The following is a 17,675-nucleotide window of genomic DNA, read 5'->3' as shown; positions in this document are numbered from 1 at the left end:
GGCCAGCCGAAGGTTTTGCTAGACCGCCCTCTCGGCCACCGATTCCGCCGATCCGCTCGCGGCCCAGTTCCGGCCCCGGAGCCAGAGGGCGGCTGCCGCAAGAGCGAACGAAGCGGACCACAGCCAGTAGCCAGCGCCGGGGTATTGGTGCGCAACGGCAGCCTCCTCGTACGGGAAGGGCGCCGGACTGAAGACACGAGACATCCCCAGCCCCAGGTTCGCTACGCCCATGCCGCCGAGGATCCACCGGAGCCACCGCCGGTCGGGTCGCCGGGAGCCCAGCAGCGCCGGGAGGGTCATGAGGATCGGCAGATTGGGGAGGAGCACCGCGGCGCCGATCCACACCATCGACACCACGTCTCCCATCGTGACCAGCGCCGTCATCAGCTCCCGCAGGAACTCATATGGGCGTTGCGATCCGACGAAGGCCACGAGGTCAGGGTGGAGCGATCCGGCTTCAACCCAGACTGTTCGAGAGAGTGGGAGAAAGAACGAGGCCGTGAACATCGCCCACCCGGCCAGCAGCACGGGCCGCCACCTTTGCCGTCCAGCTTTCGCGAACTCCTTCGAAAGCGCGGCTGCTTCACCCAGTTCAGCGCAGACGGTGTTGAAGGCTCGGGCCGGGGACTGCTCGGGCGTCATCTCGAGTTCCAGCTCGAAGCGCGCGCGGAGGTGGTCCTCCAATTCGTCGACTTCGCGCGGAGAAAGCGAAGAGCTGCGCTCCACTTTCCGGCGCCACCCTGTGACTTCGGTCTCCAGTTCAAACATGGTTTTCTCCGGAGTACAGACCAAGCTTCGAAGGCAGGCCGGCCGTGTGCGGCTGGACGGAGGCCCATTCGCGGCTGCGGAGCCACAGGGCGGTCGCCACAACGATGAACGATGCGCACCACATCCAGAAGCCAATCCCGGCATGAAACGGGGCGCCGGGGTCGCCGAAACGGAGTAGACCGAGACCAAGAGGCAGAGCACCCGTCGCCCCGACGATCCATGCTGTCCACCCTCTGCGAGACGGACGCCGGTGCCGCCACGCCGAAAGGGTCGTCAGCAAGATCAGATTGGGCAGCCACAGACCGGCGATCGCGAGAGCGGGCCCGCTGCCGGTAACCCGAACCAGTTCAGGGACGATTTCGTAGCCGTAGGTAGTCCGATCGAAGTGGGGGCCGGCATACGCATAGGCCGGGAAGAGAAACGACGCGGCGTAAAGGGCCCAGCCCGCCAGCAGCAGGCGCCGCGATCGACGTTGCCCTGCCTTGGCGAACTCCTTCGAGATGGCGGAGGGCTCGCCGAGTCCTTCAAGAGCGGATCTCAACGCCGTGGCGGGCGTCAGCGCCGGGTTGAGATCAAGCTCCAGATCGACCCTTGCGCGCAGGTGATCTTCGAGTTCATCCAGCTCGCGAGGCGAGAGGGAGGACCTTCGTTCCACCTGCGTGCGCCAACTTCTGATGTCCCCCTCGAATTCAAGCATGGGTGCCTCCCCAGGACATCCGAAGGGCCCCGTACACGGCCTGCCAACTCTCGCGGTCCGTCGCCAGCTGGCGCTTTCCGCGGGCGGTCAGCCGGTAGTACTTGCGACGCCGTCCCTCTTCGGTGAGTTCCCAGCGGCCGGCGATGAGGCCGTCCCGTTCCAGCCGGTGGAGGACGGGGTAGAGCATCCCGTCGGACCACTCCAGGTCGCCGCCCGAGAGCAGCTTCACGTGCTTGAGGATCTCGTACCCGTACGTCTCTCCTCCGGCGAGGATGGAGAGCACCATCGGGCGAGACGACGCGGCCACCAGCTCCTTGTAGACGGGCTTCTTCATCCGGACACTCCGTGCTCAGGACCCGATACCGTGAAGTACTGATACTATGAGGTACAATGTACCCCGCAGTACAATGTACAGGTTTGCGGTGTCGTGCAAGGAGTCTCCATCGGCGTTCCCGCGGGAACGCGTGGCAGGTGTCGTCAGCGCGCCGGAAGGGGGATCGATGCGACGGAGGGGCGATCGAACTCATCCCGGTACACGCCCCAAATCCGGGAAGTCGTGAAGCGAAGCGCGTCGAACCGCTCCGGCAGTCGCACGTCGCGCGTGGCGCCGTCGGGGGCGATACGCAGCCACAGGGAACCGCCGGCCAATCCGCCCGCACCCAGATCGAGGGGCTGCAGCCACATCGTCCCGTCTTCACCGCAGCGGAAGTCGACGTACCGGGGCAGGTAGCTCGCGAGTTCGTGCGGAGCCCCCTGCACCATCGACGCCATTTGATTCAGGAGCCGCAGGCTGTCCGCCTCACTGAGCCGGGTCGCGACATCTCCCGTCACTTCGGCCTGCCTCAGCGCGAACACGGCTCCGGCAAACTGTCGCGGATCGACCTCCGTGAAGGGCACCGGCGGAAGGTCGATGGGATCCACCTCGGCGCCGGATCCATCGAACCCGCGCAGCTGATTCCTGACCCTGTCGTGGACGCGCACGAGATTCTCGCCGCAGGAAGCCCACAGCCGGTACCACAGGGGAAAACCGCCGTCGCTCGCGATGAAGCCCGCGGACGGATCTTCCAGGGCTTCGCCGAGCGCCACGAACATCCGCGTTTCGCCGGTCTCCGGATCCACGGCCATCAGGTCGGCTCCCAGGAGCCCGAAACGGAACTGCAGCACACCCCCCTGCATGGTCACGGTCGAGCGAGGCACGATGATCTCGCGGCCGAGTCTCGCCGTTCGCACCGAGGCATCCAGCATGCTCATCCCGCTTCGCACGCTGCCCCGGGGGACCGACGTCGACGCGAGGGAGAACTGCTCCCACTCCGCTGCGGGCCCCGAGATCCGGATCAGCGCGTGGTGCAGGAGGTCCAGGACCCATGCCTCGCCCTCCCAACCTCCCGCGACGAAGGCCGAGGGCATCGGGAACTCGTCGGGTCCTCCTCCGGGTGATCCGTGAGCGCCGAGGGACCCGCCATCCGCACCGAATCCCATGAAGTACGGCTCCTGCGAATTCAGAACCCAGACGGAGCCGTCGGCCAGCACCTCGAGGTCCCGGACGACCGCGAGGGAGTCCGACGTGCCCTCCATCTCGATGGCCGAGGTCCCCAGGTCGAGCGGCGCCTCGGGGTCGCCTCCGCCCGGGACGCCTCCGCACGAGACGAACGCCGAGCCCGACAGGACGGCCGCGACGCGCCACGAGGTTGAGAGTGCGACCGTTCTCACGGTTCAGAGACCGAGGTCGAGCAGGACCTTCCCGACGGGACCGGATTCCACGGCCTCGTGAGCGGCCACGATGTTCTCGAGCGCGAAGCGCTCCGCGACCGTGTGGCGCAGTTCCCCTTCGGCGAGCCACTTGGTGAGGTCCTCCACCGCCTTCTGCTTCGCCTCCTCGGGCATGAGGAAGACGAGTTCGAAGCGCACCGTGAGGTTCTTGTAGAGGAGCGTGTAAAACGGGACAGCCGGCTGGGGTTCGCCCTCCGAGGCGTAGGCGGAGATCACCCCGTTTGCCTTCAACATCTCGATCGAGGCGTCGAGATTCTCGCCCATCTCGACTTCGACGATGCGGTCGAGCCCTTCTCCCTCGGTCAGTTCCGAGACGCGAGCCGCGACATCCTCCTCACGATAGTTGATGACGACGTCCGCGCCCGCCGCTCGGGCGATCCTCACCTTTTCGTCCCTGCTCACGGTGGCGAGGACACGGGCGCCTCCCAGCCTGGCGCACTGGATCGCGTAGGCGCCGACCGCGCCCGCGCCGCCGGTCACGAGTACGGTCTGCCCCTCGACGGGACCGTCGGCGTACACGCAGCGATGCGCGGTCAGGGCGGGGATGCCGAGACACGCACCCTCCGTGAACGTCGCATTCGGGGGAAGCGGGACGGCCCGGGACTCGGGGACGGCGGTGAACTCCGCCGCCGTACCGAGGTCCCGCCCCCACTGCGCCTCGTAGACCCACACGCGGTTGCCGAGCCTGCCGGCATCGACGCCGTCGCCCACCTGGTCGATGACCCCGGCGCAGTCGAAGTGCGGCACCACGAGGGTGGAGGCGAGCGCGCCGCGGCCGCCGGCGCGCCGCTTCACGTCGACCGGGTTGATTCCGGAGGCGCGGACGCGGACCCGAACCTCGCCCGGGCCGGGCACCGGCGTCTCCCGCTCACCCACCTCCAGCACGTCGTCCGCCGATCCCAGTTTCGTGTACCATGCTGCTCGCATGTCTTCGTTCTCCCGCTATGCGCCGCTGGGGTCGCTGCTCGTGTCCGCGCCGGAACTCAGGCCCTCGGTGTGTCCGTCCACGGGGAGCGCCTGCCCGGATATCTTCGCACCCGCGTCGGACGTGAGGAAGACCACGAGCGCGGCCACGTCCTCCGCGTCGACGAAGCGCCGGAGCGAAATCTGCCGCAGCCAGTTTTGCCGGACCGCCTCCTCGGACACTCCCCGCGTCGCCGCCTGGGCCGCGATCACGCGGTCGATGCGGTCGCCGCGGACGCTGCCCGGGCAGATCGCGTTCACGCGGATCCCGGCCGGACCCAGTTCCATGGCCAGGGTGCGGGTGAAGCCGATCACGCCCCACTTCGCCGCTGCGTAAGGGCTGCGCAACGGATAGCCGTGCAGTCCGGCGGTCGAGGAGAGGTTCACGATCGACCCGCCTCCCACCCGCCGCAGGGCCGGGACGGCGGCCCGGGCGCAGAGGAACATGCCGTCGAGGTTGACCGCCAGCGTCCGCCGCCAGCCATCGAGATCGAGCGTTTCGACGGGCCCGGTGGGGCCGGCCGTCCCCGCGTTGTTCACGAGGACATCGAGGCCGCCCAGCCCCGCGAGCGCCTCGGTGAACAGCCGTTCCACGTCCGCCTCGGCGCTGACGTCCGCCACCGTTCCGGCGAGGTCGCCCTCCGCCGAACGCACCAGGTCTTCGAGCGCGTCGGCGTCCCGGTCGCAGACGTGCACCCGTGCCCCCTCGTCGACGTAGGCCAATGCGATCGCCTGGCCGATTCCCGCCCCGGCGCCGGTGATGACGACCCGTCGGCCTGCGTGCGCGGACACGTCGTCAGTCTCCGTCCCGTTCGGACCCGGCCGCGTCGTAGCCGTGTTCCTCCGCAGGGTAGCTTCCCGCCCGCACCTCCTCGGCGTAACGGGCGACAGCCTCCCGCGCGGCGTTCCCGAGTTCGGCGTATCGCTTCAGGAAGCGGGCGCTGAACCCTTCGTTCAGGCCCAGCATGTCATGCAGGACCAGCACCTGTCCGTCGCAGTCCGGACCGGCACCGATCCCCACCGTTGGCACGGAGACGGCCTCCGTCACTCGACGGGCCGCGGATGCCGGCATCAACTCGAGGACGATGGAGAAGACACCCGCTGCCTCCAGGGCGACGGCCTCCTCAACCAGACGTGCCGCCGCCTCGTCGTCCTTCCCCTGGATTCGGTGTCCCCCGAGCGCATGCACCGACTGCGGCGTGAACCCAAGGTGGCCCATCACGGGAATTCCCGCGCGGACGATCGCCTTCACCGCATCGACGATCTGGAACCCGCCCTCGAGCTTCACGGCGCCGGCGCCGGTGTGCTTGAGGATGTTCCCCGCGTTCCGCACGGCCTCCGCGGGCGAGACCTGGTAGCTGAGAAAGGGCATGTCGACGACGACGAGCGCGCGCGACGCTCCCCGCGCCACGATCCGGCCGTGGTACGTCATCTGCTCCACCGTGGCGGAGAGCGTCGTCTCCTCCCCGCACAGGACGCTCGCCAGCGAGTCGCCCACGAGGATCAGGTCCACGCCCGCCGCGTCCACGAGCGACGCGAAGAGCGCGTCGTAGGCGGTGATCGCGACGATCTTCTCGCCGCGCGCCTTCATCCCGACGAGGTCGAACGTCGTCACCCTGCGTCCGCCGGAGCCTCCCCCCGGCACGCTCATGGTTCGCGTCACTGGGTCATCCTGTGGTCAGCCTCGGACCATCGGCCCGGGCGGAAACAACGACCGGCCCGTCCCGCCGTCCACCACCCGGATTGCGCTCACGGGGCAGTTGGCCGCCGCTTCGAGGACGAGCGACTCCGGGTCGCCCTTCGAATCGACGACCGTCGACTGGCGGTTCTCGTTGTGCGCAAACACGCCCGGCGCGGTGGCGACGCACATCGCGTTGCCGACGCAGAGTCCGCGATCGACGTCGATCTTCACCATGTCACGCTCACGTTGCGGCCCTCACCAGGTCACGGGCATGGATTCGATGGAGCGGAACTGGATGCTCGGCTGGTAGCGCAGTTCATCCGTCTCCAGCTCGAACCGCTCGAAGCGGCGCGCCAGCCCGCGGAAGACCTCCTGCCCTTCCATGCGCGCGAGCGCGACGCCGAGGCAGTAATGAATCCCCGACCCGAACGACAGGTGAGGGTTCGGCTGGCGCCCGATATCGAACCGGTCCGGATCCTCGAACACGGACGGGTCCCGGTTCGCCGCCGCGATGATCCACCGGATCCGCTCGCCGGGCGACAGCGTCTTCCCGCACAGTTCGGCCTCCCGCGCGACGATGCGCTGGGTCGATTTCACCGGCGGGTCGAAGCGCAGGCACTCCTCGGTCGCCGTACGCGCGAAGCGGTTGGGGTCCGCCCTGAGCCTGTCCCATTGCGCCGGATGCTCGATGAAGGCGCGGAGACCGTTACAGATCAGGTTCATCGTCGTCTCGTGTCCCGCGAACAGCATCAGTCCCGTGTTCACGAGTACCTGGTGCCGCGTGAAGACGCCGTCGGTCTCCCCCCGCGCCAGAGCCGAAATCAGGTCGTCGCCGGGATTCTCGATCCGCTCCTCGACGAACGGGCGGGCGTACTCCACGATCCCGCGGATCCCCTCCGTCAGGGGTCGCAGCCGGTCGGGTTCGCCGCGGTTCAGGTGGAGGATGCTGTCCGCGAGCCCCCGGAGCGTGTCCATGTCCTCGCGGGGGACGCCCATCAACCGCGCGATGATCCGCACCGGGAGCGGCGCGGCCAGGTCGGTGACGACATTCATGCGTCCCCGGGGCCGCAACTCGTCCAGGAGTTCGTCCACGGCCCGGCGCACGAAGGGTCGCCAGCCCTCCATCGCCGTCGGGGTGAAGAACGAGTGAACCGTCTTCCGCTGCTCGAGGTGTTCGGGCCGGTCCTGCTCCACGAGTTGGTCCGCGCGGAACGCCTTGACCTCCTCGAACAGCGGCGCGTCCTCGGGCAGCACCGGCGGATACGGCGCCCCCTCCACGCCTCGTATCACCGCCGAGGAAAAGAGTTCGTGGTGCCGGAGGATCCAGACGACGGGATCATGTCCCGTCACGACCCAGAGTCCGAACTTCTCGTTCCAGTGGACGGGGTCGCGCTCCCGCAGCCGCGCGAAATGGGCGTACGGGCGCGCGATCACTTCTTCGGCGAAGAGATCGTCCAGTTCCGGCGCGGCGACGGCGCCGCGATTCGAGGCGTGGATCAGGGCGTGAACCGGTAGACGACAGGCAGTCGGGATACGTCCGTGACGTTCGAGTCCGTGTGGTGGTAAATGTTCTGCCGTCCGGTGCCGCAGTCCCCGTAGGTGTCGCAGGAGATGGGCCCGACGAGACCCCCGAATCGGGCCGCTTCGATCCGCGTGCGGAGGGTGGCACGGTCTATGTAGAGTCGTCCGCCTTCTTCCACCGCGGCGGACTCGATGGCGCTGAGCAGGAGCGTCGCGGCATCGTATGCGAGCGCCCAGTAGGGAGACTGGGGCCGCTCTCCGTACTCGGATTCGTACCGGGCGATGGCGTCGTCGGCGCTCGTCCCGGTCACTTCGTTCACGTTGCCGCCGTAGTCCGACTCCGGGCCCGCGAAGTAGATCCCCTCGGACTGCGGCGTCGCGAGGAACTCGGACACGAGGAGCGCCGCGCCGGAGATGAGCGTCACCCCATCGAGGCCGTCGAAGCTCTGCGCCTGCGCCGCGAAGGGCGAACCTTCCGCCCGAAACAGAGGGAAGAAGATCCCGTCCGGACCCGCCGCCGCGAACTCCGAGAGGACGGGCGTCATGTCGGTCTCGCCCTTCCGGATTCCGGTGGCGACGGGGATCTCACCGCCGAGCGCCTCGAACGCGGCCCCGAAGGCGTTCACGAGGGCCGTCGTGTAGGGATCGCCGTCATGGAGCGTGACGATCCGCCGCAGACCCAGTTCGTTGTAGGCGAAGTCGGAAAGGGCCCGCGCCTGATAGAGGTCGTTGTTCGCGACGCGGTAGTAGCCGTGGTGATAGGCGGGGTTCGGGTTGCCGGCGAGGTCCGAGGTCAGCAACGGGGACGTGGTGCTCGGCGCGACCATTGCGAAACCGGCCTGGCTGATCACCGGCGAGGCGGCCACAGCCGCCGCCGAGCAGGACGTACCGATGACGCCGACGACCTGTGGATCCGCCACGATTTCCCGGGCGCCGGCGCTCCCGCCCTCCGGTGAGCACCCCGAGTCGACGGGCTCGCCCAACTGGATGCTGCGTCCGCGGATCGTGGCGACGTCGCGAACCGCGAGTTCGATCCCGCGCCGCGCGGGTTCCCCCAGGGAAGGAGCCCCGCTCATCGCCAGGAGCGACCGTATCTTCACCGCCTCGCCGCGAAGCACCGTGACCGTCCCCAGCGGTCCCGGTTCGAAGCTGGATGGACCGGTACTCCCGTCGCACGAAGCCGTAAGCGCCGCCGCAAGTGTCGCCGCGAGCGCGGGGACCCGCCTGCGCGGCACAGCCCCGATTCGATGACCCATTTCACACTCTCCTCGTGACAGGTCGAGTTGTTTTACCGCAAGCTACGCGGGGGCAACGGCGCCTCCAAGACATCGAAGGGGTGTTCATGATGGCTCAAGATCGACCGCTCCCACTCGTCGCGGGCCTTGCCGCGAGTCTCGGCGTGAGTCTCCTGTGCGGTGCCTGCAACGGGGTGGGATCGGGCGAGGGAGAGGGGGTTCCCCTGGCGGAGCTCGCGCGCGGAGCGTTGGCGCCGCCCGCCATGCTCGCCAACGACCGCTTCCTTCCCTCGTCCGAGGCGGAGGCCGCCCGACATGCCTTCTCCGGCACCATCGCGTTGACCGGCGCGGAGATGAAGACGGAACCCGCGGAACTCGATCCGCGCCGGGTCATGGGTCGCGACACGAAGCGCTTCCCCGACGTGCCGTTGGGATTCGTGGCGGATGGCCGCGACCTGATTCCGTGGGATCGCAACCTCATCGTGTCCGGCACGCGCACCGAGGCCGGGAGTTACTGGGACGTTCTGGTCGGACCCGGCACCGTGTGGTCCGAACCGGGCGAGACGTGGTCGCGGGCGGCATTCCCGCTGCAACTCGCGAGTTCCGTCGAGAACGAGACGTACAACGGCGTGGCGACCTTCGCCTTCAACGACCGGGAGGTGTCGGGCGTCCGCTTCCAGACCGTGACCCAGGGACGGCCCTACTTCCTCGTGCAGCGGCGGCTGATGTGGGGTCAGCTCGCCGCGGAGTACACGCCGGGCCCGGCGCCGGCGGAGGTGATCGAGGCCTTCGCCGCCGAGAAGGCGCGGCGTCTGCCCCTGCGCCCGATCTCCGACCTGCGCCCACGGGTGGGAGACACCGCGTTCGACGCCATGCACGGAGACATGAATGTCGAGAACATGGTCACCGCGGCCTTTCTCGTGCGGGACACCCTCTACGTCGCCGCCTGCCCGACGCCGTTCGGGGAGCTTCCCTTCTGCCGGGAGCAACGCTTCGGGATCTGGTCCGTCACCAAATCCACCGGCAACACCGTGGCCGCCCTCCGCCTCGCGCAGCGTTACGGGCGCGGCGTCCTCGACGAACGGGTCGCCGACCACCTCGATGTGACGGCGGACCACGACGGCTGGGATGACGTCCGCTTCCGCGATGTCCTCAACATGGCCACCGGCGTGGGCGAGGGATCGACGCGAATCGACCCCAACAACACGGGCGACGGCTACCTGATCGGCTACGACGACTGGTACACGGCGATCTCGAAGGACGCCCGGATTCGCCAGGTGTTCCGCGCCTCGAACCACCCGTGGGGGCCGGGGGAGGTCGTCCGCTACCGCGACCAGGACGCGTTCCTCATCGGCGCGGCGATGGACGCCTACCTCAAGCATCGAGCCGGAGACGGGGCGGACCTCTGGAAGATGCTGGAGGAGGAAGTCTACCGCCCCATCGGCGTACCGCACGCACCGACGAATCGGCTCGTCGAGGCGGACGGCTCGCTCACGCTGCCCCAGATGTCACAGGGCTACTACCCGACGGTGGACGACCTCGCGAAGATCGCCCGCCTCCTGCAGAACGGCGGCGTACACGAGGGCGAACCGTTGCTGCACCCCGAGTTGACCGCCGAGGTCCTCTACCGGACGGACGTCCGCGGAACCGCCTTCGGCCCGCCCGCCGAAATCGGGCAGCCCAGCTACTACCTCGCACTGTGGCACCAGAACTACGTCGGTGAAGGGGGCTGCGTCGTCGACCTCACGCGCATGTCGGGCTGGGGCGGCCACCGGGTCGTCCTCTTCCCCAACGGCATCGTCGCGATCCGCATCTCGAAGGTGGCCGGGAGCGAAGCCTCTCCCGTGGACGGACTGGCCGCGGTGGCCGACCGCCTGGACCCGTTCTGCGCCTGACCGAGCCGAGCCCGCGACTCCCCGGAGCCCCCGACGACCCGAAACCTGCGACTATCTTGAGCTGGTCTCCGGGTCCGCGGTCGCGTGTGACTTCTCTTCGAGGATACCGGAGCCGTAGTCCTCGCTGAGGGCGCGCTTGAGGCGGTGGCGTTCGTCGTTGAGGCGGTAGACTTGCCGCGCCGCTTCAATGAATGGTGAGCCGAACTCGCGGGCACGTTCGAGAGCGCGCAACTTATCCTCGACATCCCAGATGCCCCGGTTCACGGCTTCCAGTTCCCCGACGCGTTCCATGACGCGGAGCGGGGCCTCCTCGAGCGGCCCGATGGTCCGTTCACAGATTTCCTCGAGGCGCCCGAGTTCGGAGACGACGTTTGCGAGCCTCCGGCGATCGCGGATCCGGGCCTGTTTCAGCCGGAGGATGGTGATCCGGTCGATGAGTTCGCCGGCGGAGACGGGGATTTCGATATTCACGCACCGAAGATAAGCGGGGAGGGGACGCGGTGAAGATAGGACTCGTGGGGTTCGCGGGTTCGGGGAAGACGACGGTATTCAACGCGATGACGGGGCTCGGCGTCCCGGTCGGGTTCGGCGGCGAGGTGCGGCTGGGTACGGTGCGGGTCCCGGATGAACGAATCGATGCCCTCAGAGCCCGCCTCTCCCCGCGCCGGACGACGTACGCGGAGATGCGGTTCTGCGACATCCCGGGCGAATACGGCGCGGCGAGCAGAGGCCTGTCGCCGCGCGGGCTCCAGCAGATCCGCGATCAGGAAGCGCTCTGCCTCGTCCTCCGCGGTTTCGACAACCCCGCGCTCGCGGACCCGCCGGACGCGGAAGGCGAACTGGAGGCCTTCGCCACGGAATGTCTGCTCTCCGACCTCGACCTCGTCGAGCGCCGGCTGGACCGGGCGCGTCGCGAGGGGGCGGACGCGGTCGAGATCGCCGCCTTCGAACGCGCGCTTGACGCACTCGAAGGCGAGCAGCCGCTGCGGACCGTGCCCCGGGCGGAACTGGACCGCGCGCCGTTCCGCGGCTACGGCCTTCTCACGGACCGTCCGCTGCTCACCGTGCTGAACCGCAGCGAGGACCGGGCAGGGGAGGCGCTACCGCCGGCGCTCGCCGCGCGACTCGCTGGGATGGGGGCCGGCGGCCTGGCGCTGTCCGCGCCCGTCGAGGCGGAGATCGCCGACCTCGACCCGGAGGATCGAGCAGCCTTCGTGGAGGCGCTCGGCCTGCGCGAACCGGCGCTCGCCCGCTTCATCCGCGCGGCCTACGGGCTCCTCGATCTCATCTCCTTCTTCACCGCCGCGCCGGTCGAAGTCCGTGCATGGACGATCCGGCGCGGCACGCGCGCCAGGCGGGCGGCGGGCCGGGTCCACTCCGACATGGAGCGCGGCTTCATCCGCGCGGAGGTCATCCCCTACGAGGTCTTCGCGAAGTACGGCTCGGAGCGGGCCGTGAAGGAGGCCGGCCTGATGCAGGTCGAAGGCAAGGATTACGTGGTCGCGGACGGCGACATCCTCCACATCCGCTTCAACGTCTGACCCGGGCAGCCACCCCCGCATCGCAGGTTCCCTTAAAAGAAGCAGGGGCCCCCGAAGGAGGCCCCGCGCCCTGCGATCGAAACCACAGGGGGTGTTAGACGCAAGCTAAAACGCGCAGCGAACGAGATCAAGCAACAGGAACGTTGGGTGGTGGCGCTACCCGTCGAGCAGGGTCTCGATGTGGGCGGCGGTCGCGAGCGCCGTGCCGTCGAGGTTGTAGCCGCCCTCGAGCAGCGAGACGACGCGCCCTTCGCAGCAGCTGTCCGCGTAGTCCATCGCCATCCGGGTCATGCGCCGGAAGGCGTCGTCCGTGAGTGCGAAGCAGCCCAGGAGGTCGTCGACCCGGCTGTCGAAACCCGCCGAGAGGATCACGAAGTCGGGATCGAAGGCGGCGACGGCTGGCGAGAGCATGTCGTCCCAGCGGCCCAGCATGTCTGCGTCGGTGGCGCCGCAGTCGAGGTGGACGTTGATGTTGAATCCGGTCCCCTCGCCTTCACCGGTGAGGGCCGGGTCGCCCGTTTGCGGGTAGGCGGCCCAGTCGTGGGCAGAGAAGAAGAGGACCGACGGATCATCGTAGAAGTTGTTCTGCGTCGCGTTCCCGTGGTGGTAGTCCCAGTCGATGACGAGTACGCGCTCGAACCCGTGGACCTGCTGCGCGTACTTCGCCGCGACGCCGGCGTTGCTGTAGTAGCAGAACCCTTCCTCGGCGCCGGTGTTGTTCGCGTGGTGACCCGGTGGCCGAATCGCGCAGAAGGCGTTTCGCACCTCCCCCGCCACGACCGCATCGATCGCCGTCAGCGCGCCCGACACGGCGAGTTCCGCGACCGCCCCGGAGACTTCGATTTCGCGGATCGATGCCACGTGCTCCGGCGTGTGGTGCGCCTCGATGTGCGACATGGCCTCGGCGGCCGGCGCGAGCGGCACCGTGGCCTCATCCAGCCCGCGCGCCACGAGTTCCTCCCGGATGCGTACGAGGCGGTCGGGAATCTCCGGGGGGCGCCCGCCGTCCGGGCGGATCAGGACGTGGTCCAGGTAGCGCGGATCGGAGAGGAGCCCGGTCCCCGTCGCGGGGCTGGAAGGTGGGCTCGAAGCCGCGTCGCTCGAGGCACCCTCCGACGCCCCCGAATCGGGGGCCTCCCGGCAGGACCAGGCGGTGGCGGGCAGCAGGCCGAGTCCAGCGACCCCCAGCGCGGCCTCCTCGACGAACTTCCTGCGTGTGCGGGCGCGTGTGCGGGCGAAATCTCTCGGCGTGCGCATGGCGGGACCCCCTTTCCGGAAAGTAGACTAATCAAAGCCCGACGCGGGTCGCGAGAGTCTGTCGCCAGGGTTCGAACCGGCCTGCCCCAACCCCGAGGTATCCCATGGCCGCCGGAAACACGCGCAGGAACCCTTCTCTCCGCACCCTCCTCCTGCTGGGGAGCGTCACCGGAGGCATGGTATTGCTCGACGGTTGCGGAGGAGCCCCGGGAGAGGAGGAGACCGAAGCGATGGCCGAGCCCGAGGAGGCCGCCGACACGCGGATGGTGGATCAACTCGCCGCCGGGGACGCGATCTTCGGACTCTTCTCCGGCGATCACACGCCCGAGGCCGGCGCCGCCATGGCTGCGAACCGTCCGCTCGACTTCGTGTTCTACTCGCTGGAATCCGGCCCCTTCGACATCCCCGCGCTCGAGAGTTACGCCGCCGGGATGTCGGAGGCCTCGGGGCACCAGATGCCCCATCCCATGCTGCTGCGGATCCCGCCGATCCGGGACGGGCACGACGAGGCGCGGGACCGTGCTGCGCAGGGACTGGCGGCGGGCGTTTCGGGGATCGTCTACCCCCACGTCGAGACCGCGGAGGAGGCCGCCCTCGCGGTGGATGCGCTCGGCGATGCCGCCTGGCCCGGCAATCCGGACGGCCACCTGATCAGCTTCCTCCTCATCGAGGACCAGGTCGGGATCGACAACGTGCGGGAGATCGTCTCCACCCCCGGCGTGAGCGCCGTCTCCCCGGGGCCGGGCGATCTGCGGCGCGTCTACGACGGAGACATGGAGAAGGTGGAGGAGGCGATCCAGATCGTGCTCGCCGCCTGTCTCGAATTCGACGTGCCGTGCGGGGTCACGGCGGGCGTGGACGACATCGCCATGCGGATCGAGCAGGGGTTCCGCGTGATCATCGTCACGCAGCCGGAAGCCGTCGCCCTCGGAATGGCCGCCGCCGGCCGCTAGCGCAGGAGGAAAGATGAAGTCGCTCATGTTGATCGCCCCGGTCGTCGCGCTCGGCCTCATGCCCGCGGGCGCGCTCGCGCAGGAAAGCTCCGGCGACGGAGGCCGGGACGAGGTCGAGCCTTCGCGCTGGGAGTCGAACCACTCCATCGTCGTGAACGGGGAGACCGTCGCATACGAGGCGGTCGTCGGCAGCGTCATCCTCCGGGACGACGACGAGAACGCGACCGGGGAACTCTTCTACACGGGATACTTCCGGACGAACGGCGGAGACCCCTCCACGCGCCCCATCATCTTCGCCTACAACGGGGGGCCCGGCTCGGCCTCCTTCTGGCTCCACATGGGGATCATGGGGCCGCGCCGCGTGGTGACGCCCAACGTGGGCCAGCAGGCGCCGCCCCCGTACCCGCTCGTCGACAACGGATACACGGTGCTCGACATCGCGGACGTCGTGATGGTGGACCCGATCGGGACCGGGTTCAGCCGGCCCGCCGGCGACACCGACGGGACCCACTTCTGGGGGATGGACGAGGACGCCGCCTCCCTCACGCAGTTCATCCGCCGTTTCCTGAGCGAGAACCAGCGCTGGAACTCGCCGCGCTACATCCTCGGCGAGAGCTACGGCACGACGCGGTCCGTGCTGCTGGCCCGGCACCTGCAGAACGCGAACATCGACCTGAACGGGGTCGTCCTCGTCTCCGCCGTCATCGACTTCAACACGCTCCAGTTCCCGGACGGTTCCCACATCGGCTTCATCACGAACGTCCCCTCCTTCGCGGTCGCCGCCGAGTACCACGACATGCTGCCGGGCGGGCGCCCGGACGACCTCGAGACGTTCATGAAGGAGGTCGAGGCGTGGGCGCTGACCGACTACGCGCAGGCGCTGCTCGCCGGCACCGCCGTGGATCCCGAACAGCGCGCGCGGGTGCTGCGGCAGATGCACGAGTACACGGGGCTGAGCATGGAGTACCTCGACAAGGCCGATCTGCGCGTCTCCGCCCCGGAGTTCGAGAAGGAACTGCTGCGGGACCGGCGGCTCACGCTCGCGCGACTGGACACGCGCTTCACCGGGCCGACGGGCGACCTGCTCGACCTGACCCCCGACCACGACGCCCAGTCTTCGGCCATCAGTTCCGCCTACACCTCCCTCTTCAACACCTACGTGCGGGACGAACTCGGCTACGACGGCGACCGCGAGTACTGGCCCAGCGGGATGGCGCGCCCGTGGAACTGGGAGCGACAGGGGGGCCGCCGCGGACCGTTCGGCGGCTCGGCGCTCAACGTGGGACCCGACCTCGCGCACGCGATCGAACGCAACCCGCGCCTCGACGTCCTGCTCATCAACGGGATCTACGACTTCGCGACGCCGTACTTCCCCATCGTCTGGTCGCTGGAGCAACTCGGCCTGCCGCCGGAGCTGCGCGACAACATCACCCGCGCGGACTTCGCCGCCGGACACATGATGTACGTGGAAGAGAGCCTGCTCCCGCAGTGGCGCGAAACGCTGGCGGGGTTCATCACGCGGACGGCCGGGGGGAATCTGGTCCCTTAGCGGGACCGCGCGGACCGGCGGCGGCCTTCGCCGTCCTCACCAGATCGTTTCGTAGCGTTCGGGGGCGAGGTCCCAGGTCTTCCCGTAGACATGGAGGCGGTTGGTCGGCCCGTCCGGGCCCACGAGCGGCGCGCCGGCGTGGGTCCACGAGAGGAGGCTGCCCCGGAGGTTGAGGACGCGCCGACCGTCCTCGTTCTGCCGCTTCGCGTACTCCGAACTCCGGTGCCCGATCGTGCAGTACGCCACGACAGTCAGCTCCGCGTAGCGGTCCGGATCCCGCTCGAACTCCTCGGAGGTGATGGAGCCCGGGATCCAGGAGATCTCGCGCTCACGCTCCGCCCGGGCGTCGACGAGCACCACGCCTCCGGACTCGAGCAGCCGCCCCACCTCTTCGACCGTGACCGCTTCCACCTCCGGAAAGCGCCGTTCGACTTCCTCCACCATCTCTTCCACGCGCGCGAGCTTCTCGGCATCCGTCAGCGGCGCCTGGCCGGCGCAACCGGCCGCGGCGGCGACGAGCACGAGGGCCGGAGCCAGCACCAGAGCTGTCTTGTGTCGTTCCATCGTCGTTCTCCCGGACGGACCGTTCAGGCGGCGCGGGCGGTCGCGATGCCCTCGGCCAGCGCTTTGACCAGCCGGGGAATCGAGTGCGCCGGCGTGGCGCACAGCGCGATCCGCACCGCGCCCCCCATCGGCACCACATACACCCCGGCCTCGCGCATGGTTGCGGCCGTCACCTCCGCGTCCGGCGTGAACACCGAGACGAAGAAGCCGCCCTCGTAGCGGGGGTAGGACAGCCCCGCGCCCCCGGCAAGCTCGTTGAAGACCGCGACGCGCTCGTTGAGGAGGCGAATCATCCCGGCGCGCTCCTCATCGGTGCGCCGGCGCAGTTCCGGATCCGTGAGGAGTTCGGTGGCGCCGAGCAGGCCGAGGTGGTTGCAGTTCGACCACGTGGCGCGGCATGAGAACCCGAGCGCGTTCGAGATCCGCCGCCGCTCCTCCGCCTCCCGGTGGAGCGCCACGAGCGCGCCCACCCGCGCGCCGTAGAGGGCGAACGACTTCGACACGGTCCAGCCCACGAGAACCGTCGCCGACTCCAGCATCCGCGGGATGTAGTCGATCCAGCGGTTGGACGCCTCGTCGCCGAACTTCGCGTACGCGTGGTCGAGGAGGAACGCGACGGGACCCCGGCGGCCGACCTCCCGCACGATCTCCGCCACGGCCTCCCACTCCGACTCGTCGAGCGAGTAGCCCGTGGGGTTGTTGCAGGGGAAGTTGAACAGGACGAGCGACCGCCCCTGCCGCTCGATCTGGCCTTCGAGCGCCGCCTTGAACGCATCCAGATCGAGGCGGATCGCGGCATCGAACGTATTGAAGGTCTCGATCGCGCGACCGGAATGGGTCGAGATCGTGTGGTACGGACCCCAGTAGTAGCTGGGCGTGAGCGCCGCCTGTCCCGGCTCGAGGAAGTTGAGGATCGCGTGGTGGATCGCCCCGGTACTCCCCGGCGTGGCGACGGCGACCGCCTGTCCGGCCAGACCGCCGTCCCCGCAGAGGTCCGCGATCACCGCGGCCAGGTACGGAGGGTCGCCCGAGATCGGCGCATAGCCGGCGGCCCGCGCGTGCGGCACCCGCGCCAGCGCCTCGGCGGCCGCGGGCATCACCGCGAGGCTCCCGTCGTCGTTCATCAGCGCCCCGAGCGTCGAGTTCAGGATCGACTCGCCCGCCGCGGCCCGCCGCACCGCCTCCCCGTGCAGGGCGAAGATCGGGTCGTTCCCTTCGCGCGTCGCCGCCTCGGGTATGAGACTGCCGGAAGCACCGGAAATTGTCGTCGCCGTCGTCATC

Annotated in this window: 18 protein-coding genes; 4 read left to right on the top strand and 14 right to left on the bottom strand. The window is 69.0% G+C overall.

Annotated features, from left to right (window positions below):
* Positions 1 to 18 precede the first annotated feature (18 nt).
* The 10 genes from ACOGXI_RS12735 to ACOGXI_RS12690 all read right to left on the bottom strand — a co-directional run bounded on the left by ACOGXI_RS12735 (position 19) and on the right by ACOGXI_RS12690 (position 8,656).
* Positions 19 to 768 carry a hypothetical protein gene (locus ACOGXI_RS12735; RefSeq protein WP_419939220.1) on the bottom strand — a complete coding sequence of 250 codons (750 nt, stop codon included), beginning with the start codon at positions 766 to 768 and terminating at the stop codon, positions 19 to 21.
* Positions 761 to 1,465 carry a hypothetical protein gene (locus ACOGXI_RS12730; RefSeq protein WP_419939219.1) on the bottom strand — a complete coding sequence of 235 codons (705 nt, stop codon included), beginning with the start codon at positions 1,463 to 1,465 and terminating at the stop codon, positions 761 to 763. Before ACOGXI_RS12730 ends, ACOGXI_RS12735 begins: the two co-directional genes overlap by 8 nt.
* Positions 1,458 to 1,799 (bottom strand): PadR family transcriptional regulator, encoded by a 342-nt coding sequence (locus ACOGXI_RS12725; RefSeq protein ID WP_419939218.1) that lies wholly within the window; start codon positions 1,797 to 1,799, stop codon positions 1,458 to 1,460. The genes ACOGXI_RS12730 and ACOGXI_RS12725 overlap by 8 nt, the downstream gene beginning before the upstream one ends.
* Before the next feature lie 143 nt (positions 1,800 to 1,942).
* A complete protein-coding gene (locus ACOGXI_RS12720) occupies positions 1,943 to 3,175 on the bottom strand; it encodes a hypothetical protein (RefSeq protein WP_419939217.1) in 1,233 nt (410 codons plus the stop codon).
* A 3-nt stretch (positions 3,176 to 3,178) separates the two neighbouring features.
* Positions 3,179 to 4,162, bottom strand: a complete 984-nt coding sequence (locus ACOGXI_RS12715; protein ID WP_419939216.1) for an NADPH:quinone reductase — start codon at positions 4,160 to 4,162, stop codon at positions 3,179 to 3,181.
* 15 nt (positions 4,163 to 4,177) lie between these two features.
* Positions 4,178 to 4,990, bottom strand: coding sequence for an SDR family oxidoreductase (locus ACOGXI_RS12710; RefSeq protein ID WP_419939215.1), 813 nt, complete (start codon positions 4,988 to 4,990; stop codon positions 4,178 to 4,180).
* Positions 4,991 to 4,994: 4 nt separating this feature from the next.
* Positions 4,995 to 5,861: a 3-methyl-2-oxobutanoate hydroxymethyltransferase gene (panB, locus tag ACOGXI_RS12705; RefSeq protein WP_419939214.1), complete on the bottom strand. Its 867-nt coding sequence runs from the start codon at positions 5,859 to 5,861 to the stop codon at positions 4,995 to 4,997.
* A 15-nt stretch (positions 5,862 to 5,876) separates the two neighbouring features.
* Positions 5,877 to 6,113, bottom strand: a complete 237-nt coding sequence (locus ACOGXI_RS12700) for a ferredoxin (RefSeq protein WP_419939213.1) — start codon at positions 6,111 to 6,113, stop codon at positions 5,877 to 5,879.
* Positions 6,114 to 6,134: 21 nt separating this feature from the next.
* Entirely contained in the window at positions 6,135 to 7,313 is a 1,179-nt protein-coding gene (locus ACOGXI_RS12695; RefSeq protein ID WP_419939212.1) for a cytochrome P450, read from the bottom strand.
* A 62-nt stretch (positions 7,314 to 7,375) separates the two neighbouring features.
* Positions 7,376 to 8,656, bottom strand: coding sequence for a branched-chain amino acid ABC transporter substrate-binding protein (locus ACOGXI_RS12690; protein WP_419939211.1), 1,281 nt, complete (start codon positions 8,654 to 8,656; stop codon positions 7,376 to 7,378).
* Between the two features lie 89 nt (positions 8,657 to 8,745).
* On the opposite strand from ACOGXI_RS12690, the gene ACOGXI_RS12685 reads away from it, so the two are divergent.
* The gene (locus tag ACOGXI_RS12685; protein ID WP_419939210.1) at positions 8,746 to 10,530 is read left to right on the top strand and encodes a hypothetical protein; all 1,785 of its coding nucleotides are present in this window, start codon (positions 8,746 to 8,748) and stop codon (positions 10,528 to 10,530) included.
* 51 nt (positions 10,531 to 10,581) lie between these two features.
* On the opposite strand, the gene ACOGXI_RS12680 is transcribed toward ACOGXI_RS12685, so the two are convergent.
* Positions 10,582 to 11,001 (bottom strand): DUF6165 family protein, encoded by a 420-nt coding sequence (locus tag ACOGXI_RS12680; protein ID WP_419939209.1) that lies wholly within the window; start codon positions 10,999 to 11,001, stop codon positions 10,582 to 10,584.
* A gap of 29 nt (positions 11,002 to 11,030) precedes the next feature.
* Here ACOGXI_RS12680 and ACOGXI_RS12675 point away from each other — a divergent pair, with 29 nt between their 5' ends.
* Entirely contained in the window at positions 11,031 to 12,071 is a 1,041-nt protein-coding gene (locus tag ACOGXI_RS12675; RefSeq protein WP_419939208.1) for a DUF933 domain-containing protein, read from the top strand.
* 156 nt (positions 12,072 to 12,227) lie between these two features.
* Here the strand turns inward: ACOGXI_RS12675 and ACOGXI_RS12670 are convergent, their stop codons facing one another.
* Positions 12,228 to 13,328: a histone deacetylase gene (locus ACOGXI_RS12670; RefSeq protein ID WP_419939207.1), complete on the bottom strand. Its 1,101-nt coding sequence runs from the start codon at positions 13,326 to 13,328 to the stop codon at positions 12,228 to 12,230.
* 104 nt (positions 13,329 to 13,432) lie between these two features.
* Between ACOGXI_RS12670 and ACOGXI_RS12665 the strand changes: the two genes are divergently transcribed.
* Both ACOGXI_RS12665 and ACOGXI_RS12660 read left to right on the top strand, forming a co-directional pair.
* Positions 13,433 to 14,281: an aldolase/citrate lyase family protein gene (locus ACOGXI_RS12665; RefSeq protein WP_419939206.1), complete on the top strand. Its 849-nt coding sequence runs from the start codon at positions 13,433 to 13,435 to the stop codon at positions 14,279 to 14,281.
* Positions 14,282 to 14,294: 13 nt separating this feature from the next.
* Positions 14,295 to 15,830: a S10 family peptidase gene (locus ACOGXI_RS12660; protein ID WP_419939205.1), complete on the top strand. Its 1,536-nt coding sequence runs from the start codon at positions 14,295 to 14,297 to the stop codon at positions 15,828 to 15,830.
* A gap of 36 nt (positions 15,831 to 15,866) precedes the next feature.
* Here the strand turns inward: ACOGXI_RS12660 and ACOGXI_RS12655 are convergent, their stop codons facing one another.
* Together ACOGXI_RS12655 and ACOGXI_RS12650 are read right to left on the bottom strand one after the other, a co-directional pair.
* On the bottom strand, positions 15,867 to 16,394 hold the full coding sequence (locus ACOGXI_RS12655; RefSeq protein ID WP_419939204.1) for a rhodanese-like domain-containing protein: 528 nt from the start codon (positions 16,392 to 16,394) through the stop codon (positions 15,867 to 15,869).
* 23 nt (positions 16,395 to 16,417) lie between these two features.
* A complete protein-coding gene (locus tag ACOGXI_RS12650) occupies positions 16,418 to 17,674 on the bottom strand; it encodes a pyridoxal phosphate-dependent aminotransferase (RefSeq protein ID WP_419939203.1) in 1,257 nt (418 codons plus the stop codon).
* Position 17,675 lies beyond the last annotated feature (1 nt).

This window comes from Candidatus Palauibacter sp. (genome assembly GCF_965208055.1).
Taxonomy (GTDB): domain Bacteria; phylum Gemmatimonadota; class Gemmatimonadetes; order Palauibacterales; family Palauibacteraceae; genus Palauibacter.
Note: the sequence above shows the minus strand (reverse complement) of the source record. Positions and strands in the feature narration are given on the sequence as shown.